This window comes from Leptothrix cholodnii SP-6, from assembly GCF_000019785.1.
Classification (GTDB): domain Bacteria; phylum Pseudomonadota; class Gammaproteobacteria; order Burkholderiales; family Burkholderiaceae_C; genus Sphaerotilus; species Sphaerotilus cholodnii.
The window spans coordinates 4280077-4304036 of sequence record NC_010524.1; the positions used below are offsets into that span (position 1 = coordinate 4280077).

General features: G+C 68.5%; 25 protein-coding genes. 17 read left to right on the top strand and 8 right to left on the bottom strand.

Translation table 11 applies throughout. The features are described 5' to 3' along the window. Nucleotides 1-14: 14 nt before the first annotated feature. Both LCHO_RS18995 and LCHO_RS19000 read right to left on the bottom strand, forming a co-directional pair. Nucleotides 15-485 carry a tRNA (cytidine(34)-2'-O)-methyltransferase gene (locus LCHO_RS18995; protein ID WP_012348816.1) on the bottom strand — a complete coding sequence of 157 codons (471 nt, stop codon included), beginning with the start codon at nt 483-485 and terminating at the stop codon, nt 15-17. Between the two features lie 56 nt (nt 486-541). Next, nucleotides 542-1342 (bottom strand): ComF family protein, encoded by an 801-nt coding sequence (locus tag LCHO_RS19000; protein ID WP_012348817.1) that lies wholly within the window; start codon nt 1340-1342, stop codon nt 542-544. A gap of 28 nt (nt 1343-1370) precedes the next feature. Between LCHO_RS19000 and LCHO_RS19005 the strand changes: the two genes are divergently transcribed. The 7 genes from LCHO_RS19005 (at nt 1371) to LCHO_RS19030 (ending at nt 7496) form a co-directional block, all read left to right on the top strand. Continuing rightward, nucleotides 1371-2303 carry a methyltransferase domain-containing protein gene (locus LCHO_RS19005; protein WP_012348818.1) on the top strand — a complete coding sequence of 311 codons (933 nt, stop codon included), beginning with the start codon at nt 1371-1373 and terminating at the stop codon, nt 2301-2303. Nucleotides 2304-2669: 366 nt separating this feature from the next. Then, a complete protein-coding gene (gene coxB / locus LCHO_RS19010) occupies nt 2670-3836 on the top strand; it encodes a cytochrome c oxidase subunit II (protein ID WP_012348819.1) in 1167 nt (388 codons plus the stop codon). A 29-nt stretch (nt 3837-3865) separates the two neighbouring features. Continuing rightward, nucleotides 3866-5500, top strand: a complete 1635-nt coding sequence (gene ctaD, locus LCHO_RS19015) for a cytochrome c oxidase subunit I (protein ID WP_012348820.1) — start codon at nt 3866-3868, stop codon at nt 5498-5500. A gap of 2 nt (nt 5501-5502) precedes the next feature. After that, complete coding sequence (locus LCHO_RS24055) at nt 5503-5616, top strand: cytochrome oxidase small assembly protein (protein WP_012348821.1); 114 nt, start codon at nt 5503-5505, stop codon at nt 5614-5616. A 4-nt stretch (nt 5617-5620) separates the two neighbouring features. Further along, nucleotides 5621-6265: a cytochrome c oxidase assembly protein gene (locus tag LCHO_RS19020; protein WP_012348822.1), complete on the top strand. Its 645-nt coding sequence runs from the start codon at nt 5621-5623 to the stop codon at nt 6263-6265. Further along, on the top strand, nt 6262-6513 hold the full coding sequence (locus LCHO_RS19025; RefSeq protein WP_012348823.1) for a DUF2970 domain-containing protein: 252 nt from the start codon (nt 6262-6264) through the stop codon (nt 6511-6513). The genes LCHO_RS19020 and LCHO_RS19025 overlap by 4 nt, the downstream gene beginning before the upstream one ends. A gap of 101 nt (nt 6514-6614) precedes the next feature. Next, complete coding sequence (locus LCHO_RS19030) at nt 6615-7496, top strand: cytochrome c oxidase subunit 3 (protein WP_012348824.1); 882 nt, start codon at nt 6615-6617, stop codon at nt 7494-7496. Nucleotides 7497-7601: 105 nt separating this feature from the next. On the opposite strand, the gene LCHO_RS19035 is transcribed toward LCHO_RS19030, so the two are convergent. Next, nucleotides 7602-7829 carry a DUF2909 domain-containing protein gene (locus LCHO_RS19035; protein WP_043704500.1) on the bottom strand — a complete coding sequence of 76 codons (228 nt, stop codon included), beginning with the start codon at nt 7827-7829 and terminating at the stop codon, nt 7602-7604. On the opposite strand from LCHO_RS19035, the gene LCHO_RS19040 reads away from it, so the two are divergent. Genes LCHO_RS19040 through LCHO_RS19060 form a run of 5 tightly spaced genes read left to right on the top strand, consistent with a single transcriptional unit; the run spans nt 7828 to nt 12072 of the window. Further along, nucleotides 7828-8583 (top strand): SURF1 family protein, encoded by a 756-nt coding sequence (locus tag LCHO_RS19040; protein WP_012348826.1) that lies wholly within the window; start codon nt 7828-7830, stop codon nt 8581-8583. The two genes, LCHO_RS19035 and LCHO_RS19040, sit on opposite strands and share 2 nt — an antisense overlap. Next, a complete protein-coding gene (locus LCHO_RS19045; RefSeq protein WP_050757410.1) occupies nt 8525-9253 on the top strand; it encodes an SCO family protein in 729 nt (242 codons plus the stop codon). The genes LCHO_RS19040 and LCHO_RS19045 overlap by 59 nt, the downstream gene beginning before the upstream one ends. Nucleotides 9254-9290: 37 nt before the next feature. Then, a complete protein-coding gene (locus LCHO_RS19050; RefSeq protein ID WP_012348828.1) occupies nt 9291-10526 on the top strand; it encodes a COX15/CtaA family protein in 1236 nt (411 codons plus the stop codon). Then, nucleotides 10523-11440, top strand: coding sequence for a heme o synthase (gene cyoE / locus LCHO_RS19055; protein WP_012348829.1), 918 nt, complete (start codon nt 10523-10525; stop codon nt 11438-11440). The genes LCHO_RS19050 and cyoE overlap by 4 nt, the downstream gene beginning before the upstream one ends. Continuing rightward, a complete protein-coding gene (locus tag LCHO_RS19060) occupies nt 11437-12072 on the top strand; it encodes an SCO family protein (protein ID WP_012348830.1) in 636 nt (211 codons plus the stop codon). The genes cyoE and LCHO_RS19060 overlap by 4 nt, the downstream gene beginning before the upstream one ends. A 6-nt stretch (nt 12073-12078) precedes the next feature. Here LCHO_RS19060 and LCHO_RS19065 read toward each other — a convergent pair whose 3' ends face one another. The 4 genes from LCHO_RS19065 to LCHO_RS19080 all read right to left on the bottom strand — a co-directional run bounded on the left by LCHO_RS19065 (nt 12079) and on the right by LCHO_RS19080 (nt 17315). Continuing rightward, nucleotides 12079-13977 carry an ABC-F family ATP-binding cassette domain-containing protein gene (locus tag LCHO_RS19065; protein WP_012348831.1) on the bottom strand — a complete coding sequence of 633 codons (1899 nt, stop codon included), beginning with the start codon at nt 13975-13977 and terminating at the stop codon, nt 12079-12081. Between the two features lie 98 nt (nt 13978-14075). Further along, nucleotides 14076-14624 (bottom strand): peptidoglycan-associated lipoprotein Pal, encoded by a 549-nt coding sequence (pal, locus tag LCHO_RS19070; RefSeq protein ID WP_012348832.1) that lies wholly within the window; start codon nt 14622-14624, stop codon nt 14076-14078. A gap of 145 nt (nt 14625-14769) precedes the next feature. Next, nucleotides 14770-16428: an apolipoprotein N-acyltransferase gene (gene lnt, locus LCHO_RS19075; RefSeq protein WP_012348833.1), complete on the bottom strand. Its 1659-nt coding sequence runs from the start codon at nt 16426-16428 to the stop codon at nt 14770-14772. After that, on the bottom strand, nt 16425-17315 hold the full coding sequence (locus LCHO_RS19080; protein ID WP_043705891.1) for an HlyC/CorC family transporter: 891 nt from the start codon (nt 17313-17315) through the stop codon (nt 16425-16427). The genes lnt and LCHO_RS19080 overlap by 4 nt, the downstream gene beginning before the upstream one ends. A gap of 198 nt (nt 17316-17513) precedes the next feature. Here LCHO_RS19080 and LCHO_RS19085 point away from each other — a divergent pair, with 198 nt between their 5' ends. From LCHO_RS19085 to hslU, 5 genes are all read left to right on the top strand, one after another. Continuing rightward, nucleotides 17514-18545, top strand: coding sequence for a CobW family GTP-binding protein (locus LCHO_RS19085; protein WP_012348835.1), 1032 nt, complete (start codon nt 17514-17516; stop codon nt 18543-18545). Nucleotides 18546-18872: 327 nt separating this feature from the next. Next, nucleotides 18873-19361, top strand: a complete 489-nt coding sequence (gene dksA / locus LCHO_RS19090; RefSeq protein WP_012348836.1) for an RNA polymerase-binding protein DksA — start codon at nt 18873-18875, stop codon at nt 19359-19361. A gap of 57 nt (nt 19362-19418) precedes the next feature. Further along, the gene (locus LCHO_RS19095) at nt 19419-21155 is read left to right on the top strand and encodes a hypothetical protein (protein WP_012348837.1); all 1737 of its coding nucleotides are present in this window, start codon (nt 19419-19421) and stop codon (nt 21153-21155) included. Between the two features lie 80 nt (nt 21156-21235). After that, nucleotides 21236-21772, top strand: coding sequence for an ATP-dependent protease subunit HslV (gene hslV, locus LCHO_RS19100; protein WP_012348838.1), 537 nt, complete (start codon nt 21236-21238; stop codon nt 21770-21772). Further along, nucleotides 21769-23124, top strand: coding sequence for an ATP-dependent protease ATPase subunit HslU (hslU, locus tag LCHO_RS19105; RefSeq protein WP_012348839.1), 1356 nt, complete (start codon nt 21769-21771; stop codon nt 23122-23124). The genes hslV and hslU overlap by 4 nt, the downstream gene beginning before the upstream one ends. Before the next feature lie 23 nt (nt 23125-23147). On the opposite strand, the gene LCHO_RS19110 is transcribed toward hslU, so the two are convergent. Then, entirely contained in the window at nt 23148-23936 is a 789-nt protein-coding gene (locus LCHO_RS19110) for a type III pantothenate kinase (protein WP_012348840.1), read from the bottom strand. Between the last annotated feature and the right edge of the window lie 24 nt (nt 23937-23960).

Sequence of the window (23960 nt, forward strand, 5' to 3'; positions counted from 1 at the left end):
CAGGGCGAGCCGGCTCAGACAGCGCCGGCGTAACCCTGCTGGCGCCAGGCGTCGAACACCGCCACCGCCACCGCATTGCTCAGGTTCAGGCTGCGCTGACCGGCGCGCATCGGCAGCCGCACGCGCTGTGCCGGGGCGATCTGCTCGCGCACGTCTTCGGGCAGGCCACTGGTCTCGCAACCGAACACCAGCCAGGCATCGGCCGGCCAGACCACCTCGGCCAGCGACCGGCTGCCGCGGGTGGTGAAGGCGTAGAGCGTGGCCGGGTCGGGCCGCTGGTCGGCGAGGAACGCGGCCCAGCCGGCGTGGCGGCGCACGGGCGCGTACTCGTGATAGTCGAGGCCGGCGCGGCGCAGCAGGCGGTCGTCCATCGAAAAACCGAGCGGCTCGATCAGGTGCAGCTCGCAGCCGGTGTTGGCGGCCAGCCGGATCACGTTGCCGGTGTTGGGCGGGATTTCGGGGTGGACCAGGACGATGCGGAACATGGCGGACAGGGCGCGGGCGGGCCGGCAGTATGCCGCCGCGTCATCGGATTGCGGCTTCAGCGGGCCGGCGTGCGCGCCAGCACCCAGGCCTGCACGCTGGCCGCGCCGCCGCGCTGCAAGGTGAGCGCCAGCTCGGCGAGGGTAGCGCCGGTGGTCATGACGTCGTCGACGATCGCGACGTGGCGCGCCGCCACCGCGATCTGGCCGGCAGCCGTGAGCGCGTAGGCGCCGCGCACCTGGCGACGGCGCTCGTCGCCGTGCAGCGCGGCCTGATGGGCGCCGCCGATGACCCGTTCGACGAGGTCGTGGCGTGCCGCCAGATCGAAGGCCCGGCCGAGCCGCCGCGCCAGCTCCCAGGCCTGGTTGTAGCCGCGCTCGCGCAGGCGCTCGGGGGTGAGCGGCGCCGGCACGATCAGGTCGGGGCGCGGCAGGCCGGCGTCGAATGCCGCCGCCAGGCCGCGTGTCATCAGGCCTGTCAGCGGCCGCGCCAGCTCGACCGCCTCGTTGAACTTGAAGCGCGCGATCAGCGCGTCCCACGGGTAGCCGTAGTCGACCGCGGCGAAGGTGGCGGACATCGGCGGCGGCCGGCGCATGCAGTCGGCGCACTGCGCGACACCCGTCGCGACCTCGATGGCGCAGCGGCCGCACCGTGGCACCGGCGCGGCGTGCAGCCGCAGGCAGGGCTCGCACAAGGCCGAACGCTGCCAGCGCCGGCACACCCGGCACAGGCTGCCGAAAGCCGGGCCGCAGCGCCAGGCGTCGGCCAGCGTGCGGCCAGCGGCGCGCAGCACGGTGTCGTGATCCGCAGGGGACGGCGGCAGGTCGGCCGGCTCGTGGACGCTCGTCGGCAGGGGCATGGTCGGCTCACTATACTGCCCGCCGACCATGGAACAGCCCCCCGCCCCCGCCCTCGAAGCACCCGCCGGGCCGGCCGGCCGAGGCACCCACATCGACCCCGCCGCGCTGGCCCGACTGCGCCGCCAGCTCGATCAGGCCGAGCAGCCCGCACCCTGGCTGCACGGCGAGATCGCCCGGCGCATGGCCGAGCGGCTGCCGCTGATCCGCCTGCAGCCGCAGAGCGTGCTCGACTGGGGGGCGCAGGCCGGCAGCAGCCAGGCGCTGCTGGCTCGGCAGTACCCGAAGGCGCGCCGGATGGCGGTCGACAGCCTCGGCCAGCCGCCGGCCGACACCGCGAAGTCCGGCTCGTGGTGGCGCCGCCTGACCGGCGAGCGCGCCGCGCCGGCCACGTCCGGTCCGCCACCGGCCGACCTGCTGTGGTCGAACATGACGCTGCACTGGGTCGACGACCTGGCCGGGCTGTTCGCCCGCTGGCAGGCCGCCACGGCGATCGACGGCTTCCTGATGTTTTCGTGCCTCGGGCCCGACACGCTGCGCGAGCTGCAGGCGACCTACCGCAGCGCCGGTTTCGGCTCGCCGGGCAGCCGGCTGGTCGACATGCACGACATCGGCGACGCCCTGGTGCACGCCGGCTTTGCCGATCCGGTGATGGACATGGAGCAGCTCACGCTGACCTGGGACAGCGCGCAGGCGATGCTCGACGAGCTGCGCTCGCTGGGCCGCAACACCGATCCGCAGCGCCACGCCGGACTGCGCACGCCGCGCTGGCACGTCGCCCTGCTCGAACGGCTCGACGCCGGACTGCGCCGCCCCGACGGCCGCCTGCACCTGACGTTCGAGGTGATCTACGGCCACGCCTTCCGACCACCGGCCAAGGCCCGGGTGGCGGCCCAAACGGAAATATCGCTCGGCGACATGCGTGAAATGACGCGCCGGCGCAACCCCCAGGGCCCGCGCTGAAGCCAATCCGGCTCACATCACGACGCGTTCGTTGCCGGCGTGAAACCTGTCACCGTAAAATCGCCGGTTTTCGCCGTTTGAAATTTCAATGACATCGATCAAACGCAGCCAGGTCTGTGCGTTTTCAGGTCGATGTCAGTGGTGATTCGCCAACATCTGCCTGAATCCAGCCTTTGGTAAGGGCTGGTCAGGATGGTGACAGGGCTCGGTCGTGAGGCAGAGTCCGGTTTCAACAACAGTGGCGCGGCCGATCGGGCGCGTCAGGACACGCAGCACGGCCCGAGCGGTCCGTGATCAACGGCATCTGGCGGTCACTGCAAGCGGTGGCCGGTGAGTTAGGTAGAGAAAGTGAGCGCGATGAAGACGATGAATGCTCTGTGGCGGCACGCTGGACAAGTCAGTCTGGCCGTGGGCGCCTCGCTGGCCGTGCAAGCGGCTCACGCGGTCAACGATCTGCCCGGCGGCCCCGGCGTGCGCCAGCTCGATCTGCCGGTCGGCGCCAGCAAGATGTCCGCCGACCTGCACTCGCTGCACTGGATCATGATGGTCATCTGCACGGTGATCTTCCTGGCCGTGTTCGGCGTGATGTTCTATTCGATCATCAAGCACCGCAAGTCCAAGGGCCACAAGCCGGCCAACTTCCACGAGAGCGTGGCCGTCGAGATCGCCTGGACGATCGTGCCGTTCGTGATCGTGATCGGCATGGGCGCGATGGCCACCAAGACGGTGGTCGCGCAGAAGGACACCACCAACGCCGACCTGACCATCAAGGCCACCGGCTACCAGTGGAAGTGGGGCTACGACTACCTCAAGGGCGAAGGCGAAGGCATCGCCTTCCTGTCGACGCTCGACACCAGCCACCGCGCGATGTCCGATTCGGGCAAGCCCGAAGCGATCGACAACTACCTGTTGAAGGTCGACAACCCGCTGGTGGTGCCGGTCGACAAGAAGATCCGCATCATCACCACCGCCGACGACGTGATCCACGCCTTCATGGTGCCGCAGTTCGGCATCAAGCAGGACGCCATCCCCGGCTTCGTGCGCGACACCTGGTTCCGCGCCGACAAGGTCGGCGACTTCTACGGCCAGTGCGCCGAGCTGTGCGGCAAGGAACACGCCTACATGCCGATCCACGTGAAGGTGCTCTCGGCGGTCGACTACAGCGCCTGGGTCGACGGCGAGAAGAAGAAGCTCGCCGCCCTGGCCGATGATCCGGCCAAGGTCTGGAAGCTCGACGAGCTGGTCGCCCGCGGCGAGAAGGTCTACGCCGCCAACTGCGCCGCCTGCCACCAGGCCAACGGCAAGGGTGCCGGCCCGATCAAGGCGGTCGACGGCTCGCCGGTGGTGCTCGACGCCGACAAGACCCGGCAGATCGCGGTGCTGCTGAACGGCCAGAACAACGGCGCAATGCCGGCCTGGAAGCAGCTCTCGGACACCGAGATCGCCGCCGTCATCACCTACACCAAGAACAACTGGTCGAACAAGACCGGTCAGATCGTGCAGCCGGCCGACGTGGTCGCGGCCCGCAAGTAACCCCAGGCTGAGCCGACAGGAATCCATCCATGAGTGCAGTTCTCCATCCCGGTGGCCATGCGCATGACGACAGTCATGGCCATGACGACCACCACCACGCTCCGCACGGCTGGCGCCGCTGGGTCTTCGCGACCAACCACAAGGACATCGGCACGCTGTACCTGCTGTTCGCCTTCACGATGCTGATGATCGGCGGCGTGCTGGCGCTGCTGATCCGCCTCGAGCTGTTCCAGCCCGGGCTGCAGTTCGTCAACCCCGAGCTGTTCAACCAGTTCACCACGATGCACGGGCTGATCATGGTGTTCGGCGCGATCATGCCGGCCTTCGTCGGCTTCGCGAACTGGATGCTGCCGCTGCAGATCGGTGCCGCGGACATGGCCTTCGCGCGCATGAACAACTTCAGCTTCTGGCTGATGATCCCGGCCGCGCTCATGCTGGTGGCGAGCTTCTTCATGCCCGGCGGCGCACCCGCTGCCGGCTGGACGCTCTACGCGCCGCTGACGCTGCAGATGGGCCCGTCGATGGATGCCGGCATCTTCGCGATGCACATCCTGGGCGCCTCGTCGATCATGGGCTCGATCAACATCATCGTCACGGTGCTCAACATGCGCGCACCGGGCATGACGCTGATGAAGATGCCGATGTTCGCCTGGACCTGGCTGATCACCGCCTACCTGCTGATCGCCGTGATGCCGGTGCTCGCCGGCGCGATCACGATGACGCTGACCGACCGCCACTTCGGCACCGCCTTCTTCAACCCCGCAGGCGGCGGCGATCCGATCATGTACCAGCACATCTTCTGGTTCTTCGGTCACCCCGAGGTCTACATCATGATCTTGCCGGCCTTCGGCATCATCAGCCAGATCGTGCCGGCATTCGCCCGCAAGCGCCTGTTCGGCTACGCCTCGATGGTCTACGCGACCGCCTCGATCGCGATCCTGTCGTTCATGGTCTGGGCCCACCACATGTACACGACCGGCATGCCGCTGACCGGCCAGCTGTTCTTCATGTACGCGACGATGCTGATCTCGGTGCCCACCGGCGTGAAGGTCTTCAACTGGGTGGCCACGATGTGGCGCGGCTCGATGACCTTCGAGACCCCGATGCTGTGGGCCGTGGGCTTCATCTTCGTGTTCTCGATGGGCGGCTTCACCGGCCTGATCCTGTCGATGGCGCCGATCGACATCCAGCTGCAGGACACCTACTACGTGGTGGCGCACTTCCACTACGTGCTGGTGGCCGGTTCGCTGTTCGCGATGTTCGCCGGCGTCTACTACTGGGGCCCGAAGTGGACCGGCGTGATGTACTCCGAGACGCGCGGCAAGATCCACTTCTGGGGCTCGCTGATCACGTTCAACATCACGTTCTTCCCGATGCACTTCCTCGGCCTGGCCGGCATGCCGCGCCGTTACGCCGACTACCCGATGCAGTTCGCCGACTTCAACGCGATCGCGTCGGTGGGCGGCCTGACCTTCGGGCTGATGCAGGTCTACTTCTTCGTGTTCGTCGTGATCCCGATGATGCGCGGCATCGGCCCCAAGGCGCCGCAGAAGCCCTGGGAAGGTGCTGAAGGACTGGAATGGGAAGTGCCGTCGCCGGCGCCCTTCCACACCTTCGAGACCCCGCCCAAGCTCGATGCCACCGCCACCCGCGTGATCGGCTGATCATGACCCGCGACGACAAGCGCCGCCAGAACCGCCGGCTGGGACTGATCCTGGCCAGCGTGGCGCTGGTGTTCTTCCTTGGCTTCATGGCCAAGGTCGTCATGATGACGCGTTGACCCGATGGCGACCGAACCGAACCGGCAAGGCCTTGGCGCGCGGCCCCAGTCGCGGGCCCTGCGGCGCGACAACTTCCAGATGCTGTCCAAGCTGGGGTTGGTCGCGTTGATGATGTTCGGCTTCGGCTACGCGCTGGTGCCGATGTACAAGGCCATCTGCACGGCCCTGGGCATCAACGTGCTGAGCGTCTCGGAGCTGCGCGTCAACGGCCATGGCAAGGCCGACCCGGCCGGCAACAGCCAGGTCGACCGCAGCCGGCTGATCACGATCGAGTTCGATGCGAACGCGCGCGGTCCTTGGGACTTCAAGCCCGCGCAGCGTTCGGTGCAGGTGCATCCGGGTGAAGTGACGACGGTGATGTACGAGTTCCGCAACGTGCAGAACCGCACCATGGCCGCGCAGGCGATCCCGAGCTACGCGCCGATGCAGGCGACCGCGCACTTCAACAAGCTCGAGTGCTTCTGCTTCAACGAATACACCCTGGCTCCCGGCGAAGCCAAGAGCTGGCCGGTGGTGTTCGTGATCGATCCGAAGCTGCCCAAGGACGTGACCACGATCACCTTGTCGTACACCTTCTTCGAGGTCGGCGCCAAGATCAAGGCCGCCGGCGCCGAGGTCAAGGCCGCAGCCGCGCCGGTTCGCTCATGAGCATGTCCCAGCCACCCGAAACAGAAGGCCTGCGCGACGCAGCGCAGCGCAAGCTGTCGCTGCTGCAGACGATCAAGGCCGTGGCATGGTCGTTCTTCGGCGTGCGCCGCGGCAGCGACTACCAGAACGACGTCAACAAGCTCAATCCGGTGCACGTGATCATTGCCGGGCTGATCGGCGCGGCGCTGTTCATCATCGCCTTGATCTTGCTGGTGCGCTTGGTCGTGACCAGCGGCGCAGCCAGCTAGCGCCGCCTTCCATTCATCCGTTTTCCTATCCAGCGTGCGCAGATCCCCGGTGATCTGCCGCCACAGCCCAAAGACAGACCGCAGGTTTTCAGGAGCAACACATGTCGGCAGCGAGCAAGGGCGCAACGCCCTATTACTACATTCCGGAGCCTTCGCGGCATCCGGTGATGATGTCGTTCGGTCTCTTTTTCGTCATCCTGGGCGCGGGCCAGTGGATCAACTCCCACACCTGGGGCGCCTACGCGCTGGCCTTCGGCCTGATGTGGGTGGCGTTCACGATGCGCCAGTGGTTCGGTGAAGCCGCGGCCGAAAGCGAGCGCGGCCTCTACAGCGACCGCATCGACGTCTCCTTCCGCTGGAGCATGGCCTGGTTCATCTTCTCCGAAGTGATGTTCTTCGCCGCCTTCTTCGGCGCGCTCTACTGGGCTCGCGCGCAGTCGGTGCCGAGCCTGGGCAGCCTCGAGAACGCGCTGCTATGGCCTGACTTCAAGGCGCTGTGGCCCAGCTCATCCCCCGGTGCCACCGCCTCGCCGGCCGGCATCGTCGAGCCGTTCCAGGTCGTCGGCCCGTGGCCGATCCCGACCATCAACACGGCGCTGCTGCTGACCTCGGGCGTGACGCTGACGATCGCCCACCACGCCCTGATCGCCGGCCAGCGCGCCAAGACGATCGCCTGGATGTGGGTCACGGTGCTGCTCGGCATCGTCTTCCTGGGCTTCCAGGGTTACGAATACGCGCACGCCTACAACGACCTGAACCTCAAGCTCTCGTCGGGCATCTACGGTTCGACCTTCTTCATGCTGACCGGCTTCCACGGCTTCCACGTCTTCGTGGGCATGCTGATGCTGCTGTTCATCACGATCCGCCTGATGAAGGGCCACTTCACGCCGACGCGCCACTTCGGTTTCGAAGGCGCGGCCTGGTACTGGCACTTCGTCGACGTGGTCTGGCTCGGCCTGTACTTGGTCGTCTACTGGATCTGATCGCAAGACGCGGCGGGCGACCTGTTCGCCCGTCAGCGCCTGTGCAGCACACGGCAAGAAAAAAGAGCGCCCTCGGCGCTCTTTTGTTTGGTGTGTCGCGGCGCTTCAACGGCCGACCGGCAGGCCCGTCGGCTGGATCCAGCCCATCAGGTAGCTCAGCAGCACGAACAGGAACACGGTCACCGACAGGCCGACCCGCACCGCCAGCGCCCGCGCCATGCGCGAGCGCTCATCCAGACCCCCGTCAGCGCGTGGACGTTTGATCATGAACACGCCCGCCGCAGCCAGTGCGACGAGGATGACGGCGAATGCGAGACCGATGACGATTTTCATGCGTGCGAATTATTCCACCCCCTCGCCTCGGCGCTGGCTGATTCTGCTGGCGGCGCTGCTGGTGTGCGGCCTCACGGCGAGGCTGGGCTTCTGGCAGCTCGACCGCGGCGATCAGAAGTCGCGGCTGCAGACGCAGATCGAGACACGCCAGCAGCTGCCTCCGCTCGATCGCAGCGAGCTTGCGCCCGACGCGGACACCGCCGCCACGCAGTTCGACCGCCAGGTGCAGCTGCAGGGCCGCTGGGTGCCGCAAGGCACGGTGTTTCTCGAGAACCGGCAGATGCACGGCCGCCCGGGTTTCTTCGTCGTCACGCCGCTGCTGCTCGACCACGGCGACGCGGTGATGGTGCAGCGCGGCTGGGTGCCGCGCGACGGGCTCGACCGCACCCGCCTGCCCGAGATCGCCACACCCGACGGCCTGCAGACGCTGCGCGGCCGGATGGCCCCGCCGCCGGCCCGTCTGTATGACTTCGGCGACGCCGGCTCGGGCCCCATCCGTCAGAATCTCGACCTCGCCGCCCATGCCGGCAGCCTCGGCCTGAGGCTGCGCCCGTGGTCGGTGCTGCAGACCGATCCGGTGGCGGCCAGCGAGTCGCCGCTGCAGCGCGACTGGCCGAGCCCGGCCACCGGCGTCCAAAAACACCTCGGCTATGCCACCCAGTGGTTTGCCCTCAGCGCCTTGACCGCAGGACTGTATGTCTGGTTCCAACTCGTCCGTCCCCGCCTCCGCCGCCGCGCCGAACCCCTCGTCTGACGAGCCCGTGAGCTTTGCCGTGCACAGCCTGCCGGCGGCCACGCTCGATGACGACGGCATGCGCCGCACCCGCATCGGCCGCATCAAGATGCTGCTGCTGCTGCTGGTCTGCGCGTCGCCGGTGATCGCCTCGTACTTCACCTACTACGTCATCCGGCCGCAGGCGCGCACCAACTACAGCACGCTGATCGAGACGCCGCGCTATCTGCCCGAGCCCAGCCAGCTCAGCCTGCTCGACGCCCAGCAGCGCCAGGTCGACCCGCGCAGCCTGCGCGGCCAGTGGCTGCTGATCGTGGTCGCCGACGGCGCCTGCGACGCCCGCTGCGAAAAGATGCTCTACGCCCAGCGCCAGCTGCGCGAGACGCTCGGCCGCGAGAAAGACCGGCTCGACCGCGTCTGGCTGGTCACCGGCGACCAGCCGCCACGTGCCGACCTGCTGCCCGCGCTGGCCCAGGCCACGGTGGTGCAGGCGGTGCCGGCCCAGATCGCCGCCTGGCTGCAGCCCGCCGAAGGCCACACGCTGGGCGAGCACCTGTACCTGGTCGACCCGATGGGCTACTGGATGATGCGCATGCCGGCCGACTTCGAGCCGGCCAAGGTCAAGCGCGACCTCGACCGCCTGCTGCGCGCCGCCGCCTCGTGGGACAAGCCGGGCCGCGGTCCGCTCTGAGCCACCCCGTCCGGCCACGTCCAGATCACCTGTCGAGATGAACTCCGAACTGATCGATCTCTCGCCGCTCGCCTGGCTGGTGCTGGTCGGACTGCTGGTGGCCGCCGGGCCGCTGGCCTGGCTGGTCCGGCGCCAGCGTGGTGCCAGCACGCCGCAGCGCCTGCGCGCGCTGACCTTGCTGACGCTGTTCCTGACCTTCGACCTGGTGCTGTTCGGCGCCTACACGCGCCTGAGCGATTCGGGCCTTGGCTGCCCCGACTGGCCCGGCTGCTACGGCAGCGCCACGCCGCTGGGCGCGCACAGCGAGATCAGCCAGGCCCAGGCCGCACTGCCCAGCGGCCCGGTAACGCACGGCAAGGCCTGGGTCGAGATGGTGCACCGCTACCTCGCCAGCGGCGTCGGCATGCTGCTGACGGTGCTGATGGTCTGGAGCTGGCGGGCCGCCCGCCGCGAAGGCCGTGGCGCCGGCGGCATCGCACCGGCCTGGGCGACGCTGAGCTTCGTCTGGGTCTGCCTGCAAGGCGCTTTCGGCGCGCTGACCGTGACGATGAAGCTCTACCCGGCGATCGTCACCGCGCACCTGCTCGGCGGCATCGGGCTGCTGGCGCTGCTGGCCGTGCAGGCGCAGCGTTATGCGGTCGGCGCGCCGGGTGCGGCGTCCGGCACCGGGCCAGCGTCGAACGTCGCCACGCCGTTGCTGCCGGCGCCGCTCGCGCTGCCGCCGGCCTTGCGCCGCGGCGTGCTGGCGGTGCTGCTGCTGGTGATCGCGCAGGTCACGCTGGGCGGCTGGGTGAGCACCAACTACGCGGTGCTGGCCTGCACCGACTTCCCGACCTGCCACGGCAGCTGGTGGCCGACGATGGACTTCGCCAGCGGTTTCACCTGGCAGCGCGAGCTCGGCCGTGATGCCAGCGGCAACTTCCTGCCCTTTGCCGCGCTGACCGCGATCCACTACACCCACCGCCTCGCCGCCTTCATCGTGCTCGGCGCGATGGCCACGCTGGCCTGGCGGCTGTGGCGCAGCGATGCGCCCGGCGCGCCGGTCTACGCCCGCTGGATCGCGCTGCTGGCCGGCTGGCAGCTGGCCAGCGGGCTGTCCAACGTGGTGCTCGGCTGGCCGCTGCTGGCCGCACTCGCCCACACCGGTGGTGCGGCCGTGCTGGTATCCGTGCTCGCGGCGCTGCTGGCATCCGGCCCTCGTCCTGTTCCTGCCTCGCAGCCCACCGCCCCGTCGCGCGCCCGCCCGAACGACATCTCGCTCTCACGCCCATGAACGCCCCCTCCTCCGCTGCCGGCCACGTCTCCTCGCACTGGCGGCAATACGTCGCGCTGACCAAACCGCGGGTCGTGCAGCTGATCGTCTTCTGCGCCGCCATCGGCATGCTGCTGGCCGTGCCCGGTGCGCCCGGCCTGGCCGATCTGGGCAAGGCGCTGTGGGCGACGCTCGGCATCTGGCTGGTCGCCAGCGCCGCGGCGGCCTTCAACTGCCTGATCGAGCAGCAGATCGATTCCCGCATGAAACGCACCGCCTGGCGCCCGACCGCCCGCGGCGAACTCAGCCGCACGCAGGCGCTGATCTTCTCGGCCGTGCTGTGCAGCGCCGGCATGGCGGTGCTGCACGAGGCGGTCAATCCGCTGACGGCGTGGCTGACGCTGGGCACCTTCGTCGGCTACGCGGTGATCTACACCGTGGTGCTCAAGCCGCTGACGCCGCAGAACATCGTCATCGGCGGCATCTCGGGCGCGATGCCGCCGCTGCTGGGCTGGGCCGCGATGACCGGCGAGGTCGGCCCCGAGGGGCTGATCCTGTGCCTGATCATCTTCCTGTGGACACCGCCGCATTTCTGGGCGCTGGCGCTCTACCGCGCCGAGGACTACGCGCGCGCCGGCCTGCCGATGCTGCCGGTCACGCACGGCAACGAGTTCACGCGGCTGCAGATCCTGCTCTACACCTTCGTGCTGCTGGCCGGCACGCTGCTGCCCTTCGTGCAGGGCATGAGCGGCTGGCTCTACCTGGCGGCCGCCTTCGTGCTGGGCCTGCGTTTCATCCACTACGCCTGGCGGCTGTGGCGCAACTACAGCGAAGCACTGGCGCGCCAGACCTTCCGGTTCTCGATCTGGCACCTGTCGCTGCTGTTCGCTGCGCTGCTGGTCGACCACTACACCCAGGATCTGCTGACGTTATGAGTTCATCGAATACCTCGCGCCACCCCCGCCGTCGCACCGCGCTGCTCGCCGGCCTGTCCCTGTTGAGCGGCCTGGGCGCGCTCGCAGGCTGCGACGCCCCGGTGCCCACCGCCGCGTTCAAGGCGGTCGACATCAGCGGCGCCGATTACGCCGACCAGCTCGAACTGCCCGACGTCGACGGCAAGCGCCGCAACCTGAGCGAGTTCAAGGACAAGCTGGCGGTGGTCTTCTTCGGCTACACGCAGTGCCCGGACGTCTGCCCGACCACCCTCAACGACCTGGTCGAGACCCAGCGCCTGCTCGGCCCCGACGGCGACAAGCTGGTGGCGATCCTGGTCACGGTCGACCCCGAACGCGACACCGCCGCGCTGCTGAAGGGCTACGTCGGCAACTTCAATCCGTCATGGGTGGCGTTGCGCGGCAGCGCCGAAGAAACCGCCGCCGCGGCCAAGCGCTTCAAGGTCTTCTACCGCAAGGCGCCCGGCACGAGCGCGGACACCTACACGGTCGACCACACCGCCGCGTCCTACGTGTTCGACACCCAGGGGCGCATCCGCCTGTACGTGCGCAACGGCACGCCGCCGGCCGACCTGGCGGCCGACCTCAAGATCCTGCTGGCCCAGAAGGGCTGAAGCGGCTCAGCGTGCCGAGAGCGTTTCCCAACGCTCCAGCAGTTCGAGCAAGGTTTCCTCGATCTGTGCGGAACGCGCCTGCACCTCGGTCACGCGCGCGGCGCCCTGGCTGTAGAGCTCGGTGCCGCTGAGCTGCTCGGTCAGCAGCTTCTGCTCGGCTTCGAGCGCGTCGATGCGCTTGGGCAGCTCGTCGAGTTCGCGCTGCTCCTTGTAGCTGAGCTTGCGCTTGGCCGGCGCAGCCGCTGGCGCGGCAACGGCCGGAGCCGGCGCGCTGGTCGCCGGGGCTGCCGCCGCGCTCTTGGCCGCAGCCGCCGCGGTCGATTTGGCCATCGCCGCCGCGCGCTGCGACTGGCGCAGCCAGTCCTCGACGCCGCCCTCGTACTCGCGCCAGCGGCCGTCGCCCTCGTGCACCAGCGTGCTGGTCACCACCGCGTCGACAAAACGGCGGTCGTGGCTGACCAGGAACACCGTACCGGGATAGCTCTGCAGCAGTTCCTCGAGCAGTTCGAGGGTGTCGATGTCGAGGTCGTTGGTCGGCTCGTCGAGCACCAGCACGTTGGCCGGACGGGCGAACAGCCGCGCCAGCAGCAGGCGGTTGCGCTCGCCGCCCGACAGGCTGCGCACCGGCGAGTTGGCGCGCTGGGGCGAGAACAGGAAGTCGCCCAGGTAGCTCATCACGTGCTTGCGCGCGCCGCCGATCTCGACCCACTCGCTGCCCGGGCTGATGGTGTTGACCAGCGTGGCGTCGAGGTCGAGCGCCTCGCGCATCTGGTCGAAATACGCCACCTGGATCTGCGTGCCCATCTTGACCGTGCCCGAATCCGGCGCCAGCTGGCCCAGGATCATGCGCAGCAGCGTGGTCTTGCCCGCGCCGTTGCTGCCGATCAGGCCGACCTTGTCGCCGCGCAGGATGGTGGCGGTGAAGTCGCGCACCACCGTGCGCTCGCCGAAGGCCTTGCTGACGCCGTCGAGCTCGGCCACGATCTTGCCGCTGCGCTCGCCGGCATCGACCTCCAGCCGGGCGCGGCCGACCACGTCGCGGCGCTGCGCACGCTGCTCGCGCAGGCCCTGCAGGCGCGTGATGCGGCTGACGCTGCGGGTGCGGCGCGCCTCGACACCCTTGCGGATCCAGATCTCTTCCTGCGCCAGCAGCTTGTCGGCACGCGCATTGGCCAGCGCGTCGGCTTCGAGCTCGCGCTCCTTGGCGGCCTCGAAGGCGGCGAAGCTGCCCGGATAACTGCGCAGCGTGCCGCGGTCGAGTTCGAGGATGCGGGTGGCCACGGCGTCGAGGAAGGCCCGATCGTGGGTGATCACCAGCAGCGCGCCGCGGAAGCCGATCAGCAGGTCCTGCAGCCAGATGATGGCGTCCAGGTCGAGGTGGTTGGTCGGCTCGTCGAGCAGCAGCACGTCGGGCGCGGCGGTCAGCGCGCGCGCCAGCGCCACGCGCTTGCGCAGGCCGCCCGACAGCGCGTCGACACGCAGGTCGGGGTCGAGCTGCAGGCGGTGCAGCGTCTCGTCGACGCGCTGCTCCCAGTTCCAGCCGTCGAGTGCCTCGATGCGGGTCTGCAGCGCGTCGAGATCGTCGCCGGGCGCGTGGGCCTCGAAACGCTCGCGCAAGGCCTTGGCCTCGGCCACGCCTTCGCTGACGGTCTCGAACACCGTCGTGCCGGGCGCGAATTCGGGCTCCTGCGGCACGTAGACGCGCCGCAGGCCCTGCTGCACCTGCACCAGGCCGTCATCGGTGGCTTCGAGGCCGGCGAGGATCTTCAGCAGCGACGACTTGCCGGTGCCGTTGCGCCCGATCAGCCCGAGCCGCTCGCCGGTCTCCAGCGACATCGCCGCGTGGTCGAGCAAGGCCACGTGGCCGTAGGCGAGACTGGCGTCAAGCAGGGTGATCAGGGCCATGGTGTCGGGACAGCAGAAATGAAAAAACGGCCGGGCAAGCCGGCCGTTGGGATGCAGTCAGGGCCAGGCGCCGCGGGGCGCCTCGAAGCCGTGGCTGATTACTTGTAGCGAACGTCGGCGCGACGGTTCTTGGCCCAGGCGGCTTCGTCGTGGCCGGCGTCCATCGGGCGCTCTTCACCGTAGCTGATGGCTTCCATCTGGCCGTCGGCGGCGCCGAGCAGCTTGAACGACTGCACCACGGCCTGTGCGCGCTTGTTGCCCAGGGCCAGGTTGTATTCGCGGCTGCCACGCTCGTCGGCGTTGCCTTCGATCACGACCTTCAGCGCCGGGGTCGAAGCCAGGTACTTGCCGTGCAGTTCGACCACCGGGCGGTCCTGCGTGCGGATCACGAACTCGTCGAAGTCGAAGAACACGCTGCGCTGCTTGGAGATCGCGTGGTTCGGGTCGAGGTGCGGAGCCAGCGCAGCAGCGGCCACCTGGGGCGCCGGAGCCGGAGCGGCAGCAGCCGGGGTCGGTGCCGGAGCGGGTGCCGGGGCGGGTGCGGCAGCAACCGGAGCGGGGGCCGGAGCCGGAGCGGGAGCGGGAGGGGTGCTGGAGCAAGCGGCCAGCGTCAGCGCGACCAGAGCAGCAGAAGTGAGTCGAATCATGTTTTTTCCTGAGGCAGCAATAGAAATGGCCGCATGAAAAACACGCGGACAGCTCGTGAGTTTAACAACCCCACGTGACAACTGGACAGTCAGCCTGTAGCAAGCGGCAACATCGGGCCCGAACGGCCGGCGGACAACCGCCGCGTCAGGTTCGTCCACCCGGGAACCCCGAGCCCCTTGCGCGCCAGGCGAGCAGCCCGACCCAGGCGAGCGCCAGCAGCCACAACGGCATCAGGCCCAGGCGGCCGACCCAGTCGGCGTAAGGCGTGTTGCCGCTACGGCCCTCGACCTGCGCCTGCAGCACGCCGCGCCGATGTGGCGCCAGCGCGTGCGTGACGCGCCCGCGGTGGTCGATCGCCACCGTGGCGCCGGTGTTGGTGGCGCGCAGCATCGGCCGCTGCAGCTCGAGGCTGCGCATGCGCGAGATCTGCAGGTGCTGGTCGACCGCCACGGTCTGGCCGAACCAGCCGATGTTGCTGACATTGGCCAGCACCGTGGGCGCCTGGGCCGCATCGACGAACCGCGCCGCCAGCTCTTCGCCGAACAGGTCTTCGTAGCAGATGTTGGGCGCCACCCGCTCGCCCTTGACCTGGAACGCCGGCGCCGCCAGCGGACCGCGGGCGAAATCGCCGAGCGGAATCTGCATCAACTTGACGAACCAGCGGAAGCCGGGCGGGATGAACTCGCCAAACGGCACCAGATGGTGCTTGTCATAGCGGTAGACCGGCTGGCCGGGTGCCAGGCCCGCCACCGAGTTGGTGTAGCCCTGCTCGAAGTTGCCCAGCGGCAGCCCGATCAGCGCATGCGTGCCGCCTTGGTCGAAATGCGCCGTGAGGGCCTGCCAGAGGCCTTGCGGCAATTGATCGGGCAACAGCGGGATGGCGGTTTCGGGCGCCACGACCAGATCGGTGCGCGCGGCCATCAGGGTCTGCACATGCCAGCCCAGCGCTTCGGGCAGGCGCTGCCAGTCGAACTTCTCGTCCTGCGGCACGTTGCCCTGCAGCAGGGTGACGCTGAGGCTGCCGGTGGGCCGCGTGAAGTCGGGGCCGCGCCAGACCGGCGCCATCGACAGCGCCACCCCCGCAGCGCAGATCAGGCCGGCGAGCCACGGCCGCCGCCCCGCAGACACCGGACCGGCGCCGGCGGCGCGCGAGAACCGCGTCCGCACGACCGGCCAGAGCGTCAGGACCGCCGCGCTCAACGCGGCCGACAGCCCGGCCGCGACCGCCCCGACGCCATAGACACCCAACCACGGCGCCAGCAGCGCCAACGGCCCGTCGACATGGGCATAACCGACGGCGCCCCAGGGAAAACCGGTGAACCACTGGCCGCGCGCCAGCTCGGACAACAGCCACAGCGCGGCCCAGAGCGAGGCATCGACCAGCAGACGGCCCGTGCGCCAGCGTGACCAGGCGAGCGCAGCCGCCACCACCACCGACGACAGCGCCGCCGCCAGCAAGCCGACCGCGCCGGCCGCCATCCAGGCCGGCAGATGCCCGTACCGGTGCAGGCTGACGAACAACCACCAGAAGCTGCCCGCCAGCCAGGCGAAACCGAAAGCCGTCGCCGTGAGCGCGACACGCCGAGTGCCGCCGGCGCGGTCGACGTCCGGCAGCAGGGCCAGGAACAGCGCCATCGACACGATCTGCCAGCTGGCGTGCGGGGTCGGCGCCAGAGCCGCCGCCTGGCCCGCCCCGGCGACGAGCGCCAAGGGGAGCGCCCAGCGCAAGCCCACGGACGGCCGCTCGGCGCCCCCCGGCGCAGCGGCAGGCCAGCCGCTGCGGGCCGACAGGGCGCGACTCAATTGCTGTCCGCCTCGGGGGCGACGGGCGCTCGCGTGACCTTGAACCAGCGCACCGCGCCGCCGCGGGCCAGCATCACCGTGAACACCAGGGCGTCGATCCGGACCGATTCGCCACGCCGCGGCACCCGGCCGAGTTCGTGCGCGACCAGGCCGCCGATGGTCTCGAAGCCGTTGGACGGCAGTTCGGTGGCGAAGGTGGCGTTGACCGCGCCGATGTCGGCATCGCCGGCCACCCGCTGGCTGCCGTCGGCGAGTGTGTAGATGCCGGACTCGGCGTTCTCGTCGTCGAACTCGTCCTGGATCTCGCCGACGATCTCCTCGAGCACGTCCTCGATGGTGATCAGGCCGGCCAGACGGCCGAACTCGTCGACCACCAGCGCGAGGTGATTGCGGTTGGAGCGGAAATCGCGCAGCAGCTCGTTGAGCCCCTTGGATTCGGGCACGAACATCGCCGGACGCAGCAGCGTGCGCAGGTTCAGCTCGGGCGCACGCTGCAGCTTGAGCAGATCCTTGGCCAGCAGGATGCCGATGATGTTCTCGCGCTCGCCCTCGTAGACCGGAAAGCGCGAGTGTGCGCAGTCGATCACCTCGGCCAGCAGCTCGTCGTAGGGCGACGCGATGTCGAGCAGGTCCATGCGGGGGGCGGCGACCAGCACGTCACCGGCCGTCAGGCCGGCCATGCGGATCACGCCCTCGAGCATCGAGCGGGATTCGGGATCGATCAGCTCGCGCTGCTCGGCATCGGCGAGGGTCTCGATCAGCTCGTCGGTCGAATCCGGGCCGGGAGAGATGAACTCGAGCACACGTTCGAACAATGTGCGTCGATCATTGGGGCTGTTGCGCCCCGGTTCACGCGAGGCGCGCGAACCAGGCTGGGGGTCGGACACGGCCAGATGCCGGAAGTTGCGAAAGTTCAAGAATACCCGATGGCCACGGCCGCTTGACGACAGCGCAAGCGACGCCCGATCGAGGTGTTGTGGCGCCTTGACAGTCAACGCGGCCTTGACAGACAGTGCATGATCCCCACTTGAAGTGGCTGCCACACCGGCAACCCACCATCCGTTCAAGATCGAAAGTCGCGTCCCATGTCTTCAGGCCTGATCCCCGCCACCATCCTCACCGGCTTTCTGGGCTCGGGCAAGACCACCCTGCTCAAGCGCGTGCTGTCGGAAGCCCACGGCCAGAAGATCGCCGTGATCGAGAACGAGTTCGGCGAAGAGAACATCGACAACGAGATCCTGGTGGCCGACACCAAAGAGCAGATCATCCAGCTCAGCAACGGCTGCATCTGCTGCTCGATCCGCGAGGACCTGCGCTCGACGCTGTCCGACCTGGCGACGCGACGCCGCAAGGGCGAGCTCGATTTCGACCGCGTCGTGATCGAGACCACCGGCCTGGCCGACCCCGGCCCGGTGGCGCAGACCTTCTTCATGGACGACGAGGTCGCCGAGAGCTACCTGCTCGACTCGGTGCTGACGCTGGTCGACGCCAAACACGCGCAGAAGCAGCTCGACGACCGCCAGGAGGCCCGCCGCCAGATCGGCTTTGCCGACCAGCTCTTCATCAGCAAGGCCGATCTGGTCGACGCCGCCGATCTGGAAGCGCTCGCCCACCGCCTCAAGCACATGAATCCGCGCGCACCGCAGCGCCCGGTGAACTTCGGCGAGGTGTCGATCGCCGAGGTGTTCGACCTGCGCGGCTTCAACCTGAACGCCAAGCTCGAGATCGATCCCGAGTTCCTGTCGGCCGACGAGCACGCCCATGATCATCACGACCACGACCACGAGCACTGCGATCACCCGCACCATCACCACCACGACGACGACGTGAAGTCGTTCGTGTTCCGCGCCAGCCGGCCGTTCAGCCCCGCCAAGCTCGAGGACTTTCTCGGCTCGGTGGTGCAGATCTACGGCCCGCGCATGCTGCGCTACAAGGGCGTGCTGCACATGCAGGGCACCGACCGCAAGGTGATCTTCCAGGGCGTGCACCAGTTGATGGGCAGCGACCTCGGGCCCAAGTGGGAAGCAGCCGAGGAACGTGGCAGCAAGATGGTCTTCATCGGCATCGACCTGCCGCGCGAAGTCTTCCAGCAAGGGCTGGAGCAATGCCTGGCCTGAAGCGCCACCCACGCGAATGAACACCCCGACAGAAGTCAACACAAGCGGGCATGCGCGTGGCTACAATCCGCGCGCCCAACGAAGTGACCCACGTTTGAGGGGCCAGGTGATTCAATTTGCACACCTGGGATTCATCCGCGGCGTCCGGTGTCCTGACTTCGGTCCGGATCTGCAATCATCGGTTCAGGGCACCCTGCCGCTCAAGCAGGCAGGTGCCGCGAGACTCTTCAAGCCGAGCAGGCACCAAGTCCTGCAGACCAAGCACACAGTTCGACCGCCCTGGTGGTCGCGGCACCCTCCAACCTGCCAACCACACCGAGTCGCCCCATGCCACTGAACGACGCCATCCGCTCGGCCAACAAAGCCGACCCGAAACTCGCCAACGCCTGGAAGAACAAGTCCGGCCGCGAGCTGAGCGTGGCCGAGTTGCTCTCGATGCCCGAGAGCGAATACATGAACGAGAAGCAGCTCGAATTCTTCCGCTCGATCCTCGAGCAGCAGAAGAACGACCTGCTGATGAATGCCGGCGAGACCACCGAGCACCTGCGCGAAGACACCACGATCGTGCCCGATCCGGCAGACCGCGCCACGATCGAGGAAGAGCATGCCCTCGAGCTGCGCACGCGAGACCGCGAACGCAAGCTGCTGAAGAAGATCTCGCAGGCGCTCGCCAGCATCGAATCTGGTGACTACGGTTACTGTGATGAAACAGGTGAACCGATCGGTCTGGGGCGTTTGCTCGCCCGACCCACCGCTACACTCTCGCTGGAAGCGCAACAGCGCCGGGAACTCAAACAAAAACTGTTCGGCGACTGAGCCCGCGCTCCAGCCGCAGCATCATCTCCACACGCGTGCGGTCCTCCATTCGTTGTCATGGCTGAATCCAAGGAACCTCCCAAGAGCGGATTCCTCCGCAAGGTGGTGCGCTTTGCGCTCAATCCCACCACCGATTGGGCTGACCTGAACGGCAACGAATCCGAGACCAAGGAGATCGATCAGGCCAAGACCGAGCTCAAGGCCATGATCGAGCGCAAGCGGCGCAACGACTTCGTGCGCAAGCGCGAGTTCGACATGCTGCGCAAGATCCGCCGCGAAGGCCTGACCGGTGAAGGTCTCGCGGGCCTCGAAGGCCTGTCGCACCTGGACGACTCCGAAGTCCGCACGCACGACAGCGGTGCGCGCGCCGATGCCGATGTCAAGGACAAGATCGACGCCATCGAACGCATGATGGTGGGCGAGAGCGGCGCCAGCCGGCGCGGTGCCGCCGTGATGCGATCGACCACGCCGTCGATGTCGGACTCGTTCTTTTCGGCCACCACCGCCCCGCAGGTGATGGCCAGCGCGCCGCAGATGGCCGACGCCTTCAAGCCGACCACGCCGATGCAGATGGACTCGGTCCTGTCGCCACCGCCGGCGGGGCCGAATGCGCCGTCGTCGGTGATGAGCAAGGGCGTGTCCGCGCTGTCGCCGCTGCACATGAGCTTTGGCGAGAATTCGAACGCCTTTGCGGTCGAAGTGACCGAACTGGCCCACGACCCCGATCTCGACGAAGCCGTCATCGCTTTTGCGAATGCCGACTTCGAGCAGTGCGAACGCACCCTGCACCACCTGATCGGCCCTGGCGGCGGACGCGCACATCACACCGAAACCTGGTTCGCGCTGTTCGACCTCTACCGCGCCACCGGCCTGCAAGCCAAGTTCGACGCCCTGGCGATGGACTACGTGCAGCGCTTCGGCTGGTCGCCGCCGCAGTGGTTCTCGCTGCCGCGCCTGGTGGCCGAAGCCGCCGCCGGCGAACGGCCTCGCCAGGCAACCCGTTCGACCCAGCTCGACGGCACCATCGGCTGGGTCGCCCCGGACGTGGTCGAGTCCGACGCGATCGCCCAGTTGCGCGCCCAGTTGCTGCACATGCCGCTGCCGTGGGTGCTGGACTGGCGCCACGTGCGCCGCATCGATGCGCAGGCCTGCGTGGCACTGACGCGGCTGCTCGGCGACTGGGCCAACGAGCCGATCGAGATGCGCTGGATCGGTGGCGAAAAATTCTTCTCCCTGCTCGCCGACCTGGCGCCCGCGGGCGTGCGCGATGCCGATCCGTCCTACTGGCTGCTGCGCCTCGAGGCACTTCGTCTCGCCAACCGGGCGCCCGACTTCGATCAGGCGGCCATCGACTACTGCCTGACCTACGAGGTGTCGCCACCATCATGGGCTGCTGCCCGCTGCTCGCTGCGGGTGTCGGGCGGCAGCGGCGTGACGATCGCACCGCCCATTCAAGCGGTCGAACCGTCGGCGTCGTTCCAGGAGTCCGAGCCGGTCGAGGACAGCGTGCCGATGACCGCGACCCTCGAGCTCAACGGCCAGCTGGTCGGCGACATCGGCCCGCTGCTCAAGAGCCTCGACGCCCAGATCGGCCCGTCCGCCGTGATCCAGGTTTCATGCGCGCGCCTGATCCGCATCGACTTCCTCGCCGCGGGCGATCTGCTCAACTGGGTGCTGGCGCGGCGGACCGAGAACCGCACCGTCAACTTCGTCGATGCGCACCGGCTGGTTGCGCTGTTCTGCGGCGCGATGGGCATCACCGAACATGCCCGCGTGACCGTCCGCAACATCTGATCCCTCCCCGCGACGCGGGGTCTGAGGGGAGCTGGAGGCCGCGGTATGCTCGGTTCCCCCAGCTCACTTGAACACATCAGATGGAGTCCTTCCACGGCACCACGATCCTCAGCGTGAGGCGCGGCGAGCAGGTCGCCATGGGCGGTGATGGCCAGGTCACCCTGGGCCACATCGTCGTCAAGGCCAGCGCACGCAAGGTGCGCCGGCTGTATCGCGAACAGGTGCTGGCCGGTTTTGCCGGCGCCACCGCCGATGCCTTCACGCTGTTCGAGCGTTTCGAATCCAAGCTCGAGAAACACCAGGGCCATCTGGTGCGCGCCGCCGTCGAACTGACGCGCGACTGGCGCACCGACCGCGTGCTGCGCCGCCTCGAGGCCATGCTGGCGGTGGCCGACCGCAGCGCCTCGCTGATCATCACCGGCAACGGCGACGTGCTCGAGCCCGAGTACGGCATCGTCGCGATCGGATCCGGTGGCGCCTACGCCCAGGCGGCCGCCCGCGCCATGCTGCAGCACACCGAACAGTCGCCGGCCGACATCGTCAAGCGTTCGCTCGAGATCGCCGGCGACCTGTGCATCTACACCAACCAGTCGCACACCATCGAGACCCTCGAATGAGCCTGACCCCGCAGGAAATCGTCGCCGAACTCGACCGTCACATCGTCGGCCAGCAACAAGCCAAGCGCGCGGTCGCGATCGCGCTGCGCAACCGCTGGCGGCGCCAGCAGGTCGATGACAAGCTGCGCGGCGAGATCACGCCCAAGAACATCCTGATGATCGGCCCCACCGGCGTGGGCAAGACCGAGATCGCGCGCCGTCTGGCGCGACTGGCCGATGCGCCGTTCATCAAGGTCGAGGCCACCAAGTTCACCGAGGTCGGCTATGTCGGCAAGGACGTCGACTCGATCGTGCGCGATCTGGTCGAAAGCGCCATCAAGCAGGAGCGCGAACGCCAGGTGACGCTGATGCGCAGCCGCGCCGAAGACGCCGCCGAAGATCGCATCCTCGACATCCTGGTGCCGCCGCCACGCAGCGCCGGCCGCAGCGACTTCGGTTTCCTCGAGCCCCAGGCCACGCCAGCACCCGCGGCCGACAACACGGCCCGCCAGGTGATGCGCAAGCGCCTGCGCGAAGGCACGCTCGACGACAAGGAAATCGAGATCGATCTGGCCGACGCCAAGCCGACGCTCGAGATCATGGGCCCGGCCGGCATGGAGGCGATGGCCGACCAGCTCAAGGGCCTGTTCTCGCAGATGGGCCAGGGCAAGCGCCAGCAGCGCAAGGTCAAGATCGGCGAGGCGCGCCGCCTGCTGGTCGACGAAGAAGCGCAGAAGCTGGTCAACGAGGACGAAACCCGCAGCCGCGCACTGCTGCACACCGAGCAGAACGGCATCGTCTTCATCGACGAGATCGACAAGGTCGCCAGCAGCGGCAACACCCAGGGCGCCGACGTGTCGCGCCAGGGCGTGCAGCGCGATCTGCTGCCGCTGGTCGAAGGCACCTCGGTGCAGACCAAGTACGGTCTGGTCAAGACCGACCACATCCTGTTCATCGCCTCGGGCGCGTTCCACGTCTCCAAGCCGAGCGACCTGATCCCCGAACTGCAGGGCCGGTTTCCGATCCGGGTCGAGCTGCAGGCGCTGTCGGTCGACGATTTCGAGGCGATCCTGAGCAGCACCCACGCCAGCCTGATCAAGCAGTACCAGGCGCTGCTGGCGACCGAAGGCGTGACGCTCGAGTTCGCCCCCGACGCCGTGCGCCGCCTGGCGCAGATCGCCTTCGACGTCAACGAGCGCACCGAGAACATCGGCGCGCGCCGGCTGGCCACGGTGCTCGAACGGCTGCTCGACGAGATCAGCTTCGACGCCCCGGGCCTGGCCGGCAGCACGGTGCAGATCGACGCCGCGCTGGTGGACCGGAAGCTGGCCGAACTGGCGGCCAACGAAGACCTGTCGCGCTACGTGCTGTAAGGCATCGGGCGCGCCAGATCGATTCAGGCCAGGCCAGCGGCGACCCGGTCGCTGGCCAGCCGCAGCAGGCCGTCGAACACCAGCGTGTCGACCACCTCGACCGGCAGGGCCATGATCTGCGCCAGCTTGGTGGCCGCGCCGCCCGACATCAGGATGCGCGGTGCCACGCCGCAGCGCTGCTGCAGCTGGCGGTGCATGCGCTCGATCGCCCCGGCGATGCCGCAGGCGCCGCCGCTCATCAGCGCGTCGCTGGTGTTGGTGGGGAACTCGCACACGTCGCCGGTCGGCACCCGCAGGCCGGCGGTGCCCATCTCGAGCGCCTTGAGCATCAGGCCGAAGCCCGGCAGGATCAGCCCGCCGATGAAGCAGCCGTCCGGGTCGACCGCGTCGACCGTCACGGCCGTGCCCACCATCACGACGATCGCCGGCACCGGCCTGGCGCCCGGCCCGGTCTGCTCGAGGATGCGTTCGCGCGCGCCGACCATCGCCACCCAGCGGTCGCTGCCCAGGCGCGACGGGTGGTCGTAGCCGTTGACGATGCCGCCACCCACCGGCTGCGACACCACCCAGTGCGGCGTCAGGTCCCACAGTTCGAGCTGCTCTTCGGTGCGGCGGCGCACGGCGTCGCCGGCCACCGCGCAGCCCAGCATGGCCGTCGGGTGAGGCAGCCGGGCCCAGTCCTGTTCGGCCAGCTGTTCGATGGTTTCCAGGAAAACCGCGCCGTGGGCCAGCAGCCGTGCGCCCGGCTTGGCGGCATCGTAGAGACCCCATTTGAGACGGGTGTTGCCGATGTCGATGGCGAGAAAGCTCATGAGGTCAGATGGGCATGAGCACGG

Excerpts from the sequence above, each read along its gene's own strand:
- LCHO_RS18995 (WP_012348816.1), bottom strand. The coding sequence starts at position 485 with ATGTTCCGCATCGTCCTGGTCCACCCCGAAATCCCGCCCAACACCGGC.
- LCHO_RS19000 (WP_012348817.1), bottom strand. The coding sequence starts at position 1,342 with ATGCCCCTGCCGACGAGCGTCCACGAGCCGGCCGACCTGCCGCCGTCC.
- LCHO_RS19005 (WP_012348818.1), top strand. The coding sequence starts at position 1,371 with ATGGAACAGCCCCCCGCCCCCGCCCTCGAAGCACCCGCCGGGCCGGCC.
- coxB (WP_012348819.1), top strand. The coding sequence starts at position 2,670 with ATGAATGCTCTGTGGCGGCACGCTGGACAAGTCAGTCTGGCCGTGGGC.
- ctaD (WP_012348820.1), top strand. The coding sequence starts at position 3,866 with ATGAGTGCAGTTCTCCATCCCGGTGGCCATGCGCATGACGACAGTCAT.
- LCHO_RS24055 (WP_012348821.1), top strand. The coding sequence starts at position 5,503 with ATGACCCGCGACGACAAGCGCCGCCAGAACCGCCGGCTGGGACTGATC.
- LCHO_RS19020 (WP_012348822.1), top strand. The coding sequence starts at position 5,621 with ATGGCGACCGAACCGAACCGGCAAGGCCTTGGCGCGCGGCCCCAGTCG.
- LCHO_RS19025 (WP_012348823.1), top strand. The coding sequence starts at position 6,262 with ATGAGCATGTCCCAGCCACCCGAAACAGAAGGCCTGCGCGACGCAGCG.
- LCHO_RS19030 (WP_012348824.1), top strand. The coding sequence starts at position 6,615 with ATGTCGGCAGCGAGCAAGGGCGCAACGCCCTATTACTACATTCCGGAG.
- LCHO_RS19040 (WP_012348826.1), top strand. The coding sequence starts at position 7,828 with ATGCGTGCGAATTATTCCACCCCCTCGCCTCGGCGCTGGCTGATTCTG.
- LCHO_RS19035 (WP_043704500.1), bottom strand. The coding sequence starts at position 7,829 with ATGAAAATCGTCATCGGTCTCGCATTCGCCGTCATCCTCGTCGCACTG.
- LCHO_RS19045 (WP_050757410.1), top strand. The coding sequence starts at position 8,525 with ATGTCTGGTTCCAACTCGTCCGTCCCCGCCTCCGCCGCCGCGCCGAAC.
- LCHO_RS19050 (WP_012348828.1), top strand. The coding sequence starts at position 9,291 with ATGAACTCCGAACTGATCGATCTCTCGCCGCTCGCCTGGCTGGTGCTG.
- cyoE (WP_012348829.1), top strand. The coding sequence starts at position 10,523 with ATGAACGCCCCCTCCTCCGCTGCCGGCCACGTCTCCTCGCACTGGCGG.
- LCHO_RS19060 (WP_012348830.1), top strand. The coding sequence starts at position 11,437 with ATGAGTTCATCGAATACCTCGCGCCACCCCCGCCGTCGCACCGCGCTG.
- LCHO_RS19065 (WP_012348831.1), bottom strand. The coding sequence starts at position 13,977 with ATGGCCCTGATCACCCTGCTTGACGCCAGTCTCGCCTACGGCCACGTG.
- pal (WP_012348832.1), bottom strand. The coding sequence starts at position 14,624 with ATGATTCGACTCACTTCTGCTGCTCTGGTCGCGCTGACGCTGGCCGCT.
- LCHO_RS19085 (WP_012348835.1), top strand. The coding sequence starts at position 17,514 with ATGTCTTCAGGCCTGATCCCCGCCACCATCCTCACCGGCTTTCTGGGC.
- dksA (WP_012348836.1), top strand. The coding sequence starts at position 18,873 with ATGCCACTGAACGACGCCATCCGCTCGGCCAACAAAGCCGACCCGAAA.
- LCHO_RS19095 (WP_012348837.1), top strand. The coding sequence starts at position 19,419 with ATGGCTGAATCCAAGGAACCTCCCAAGAGCGGATTCCTCCGCAAGGTG.
- hslV (WP_012348838.1), top strand. The coding sequence starts at position 21,236 with ATGGAGTCCTTCCACGGCACCACGATCCTCAGCGTGAGGCGCGGCGAG.
- hslU (WP_012348839.1), top strand. The coding sequence starts at position 21,769 with ATGAGCCTGACCCCGCAGGAAATCGTCGCCGAACTCGACCGTCACATC.
- LCHO_RS19110 (WP_012348840.1), bottom strand. The coding sequence starts at position 23,936 with ATGAGCTTTCTCGCCATCGACATCGGCAACACCCGTCTCAAATGGGGT.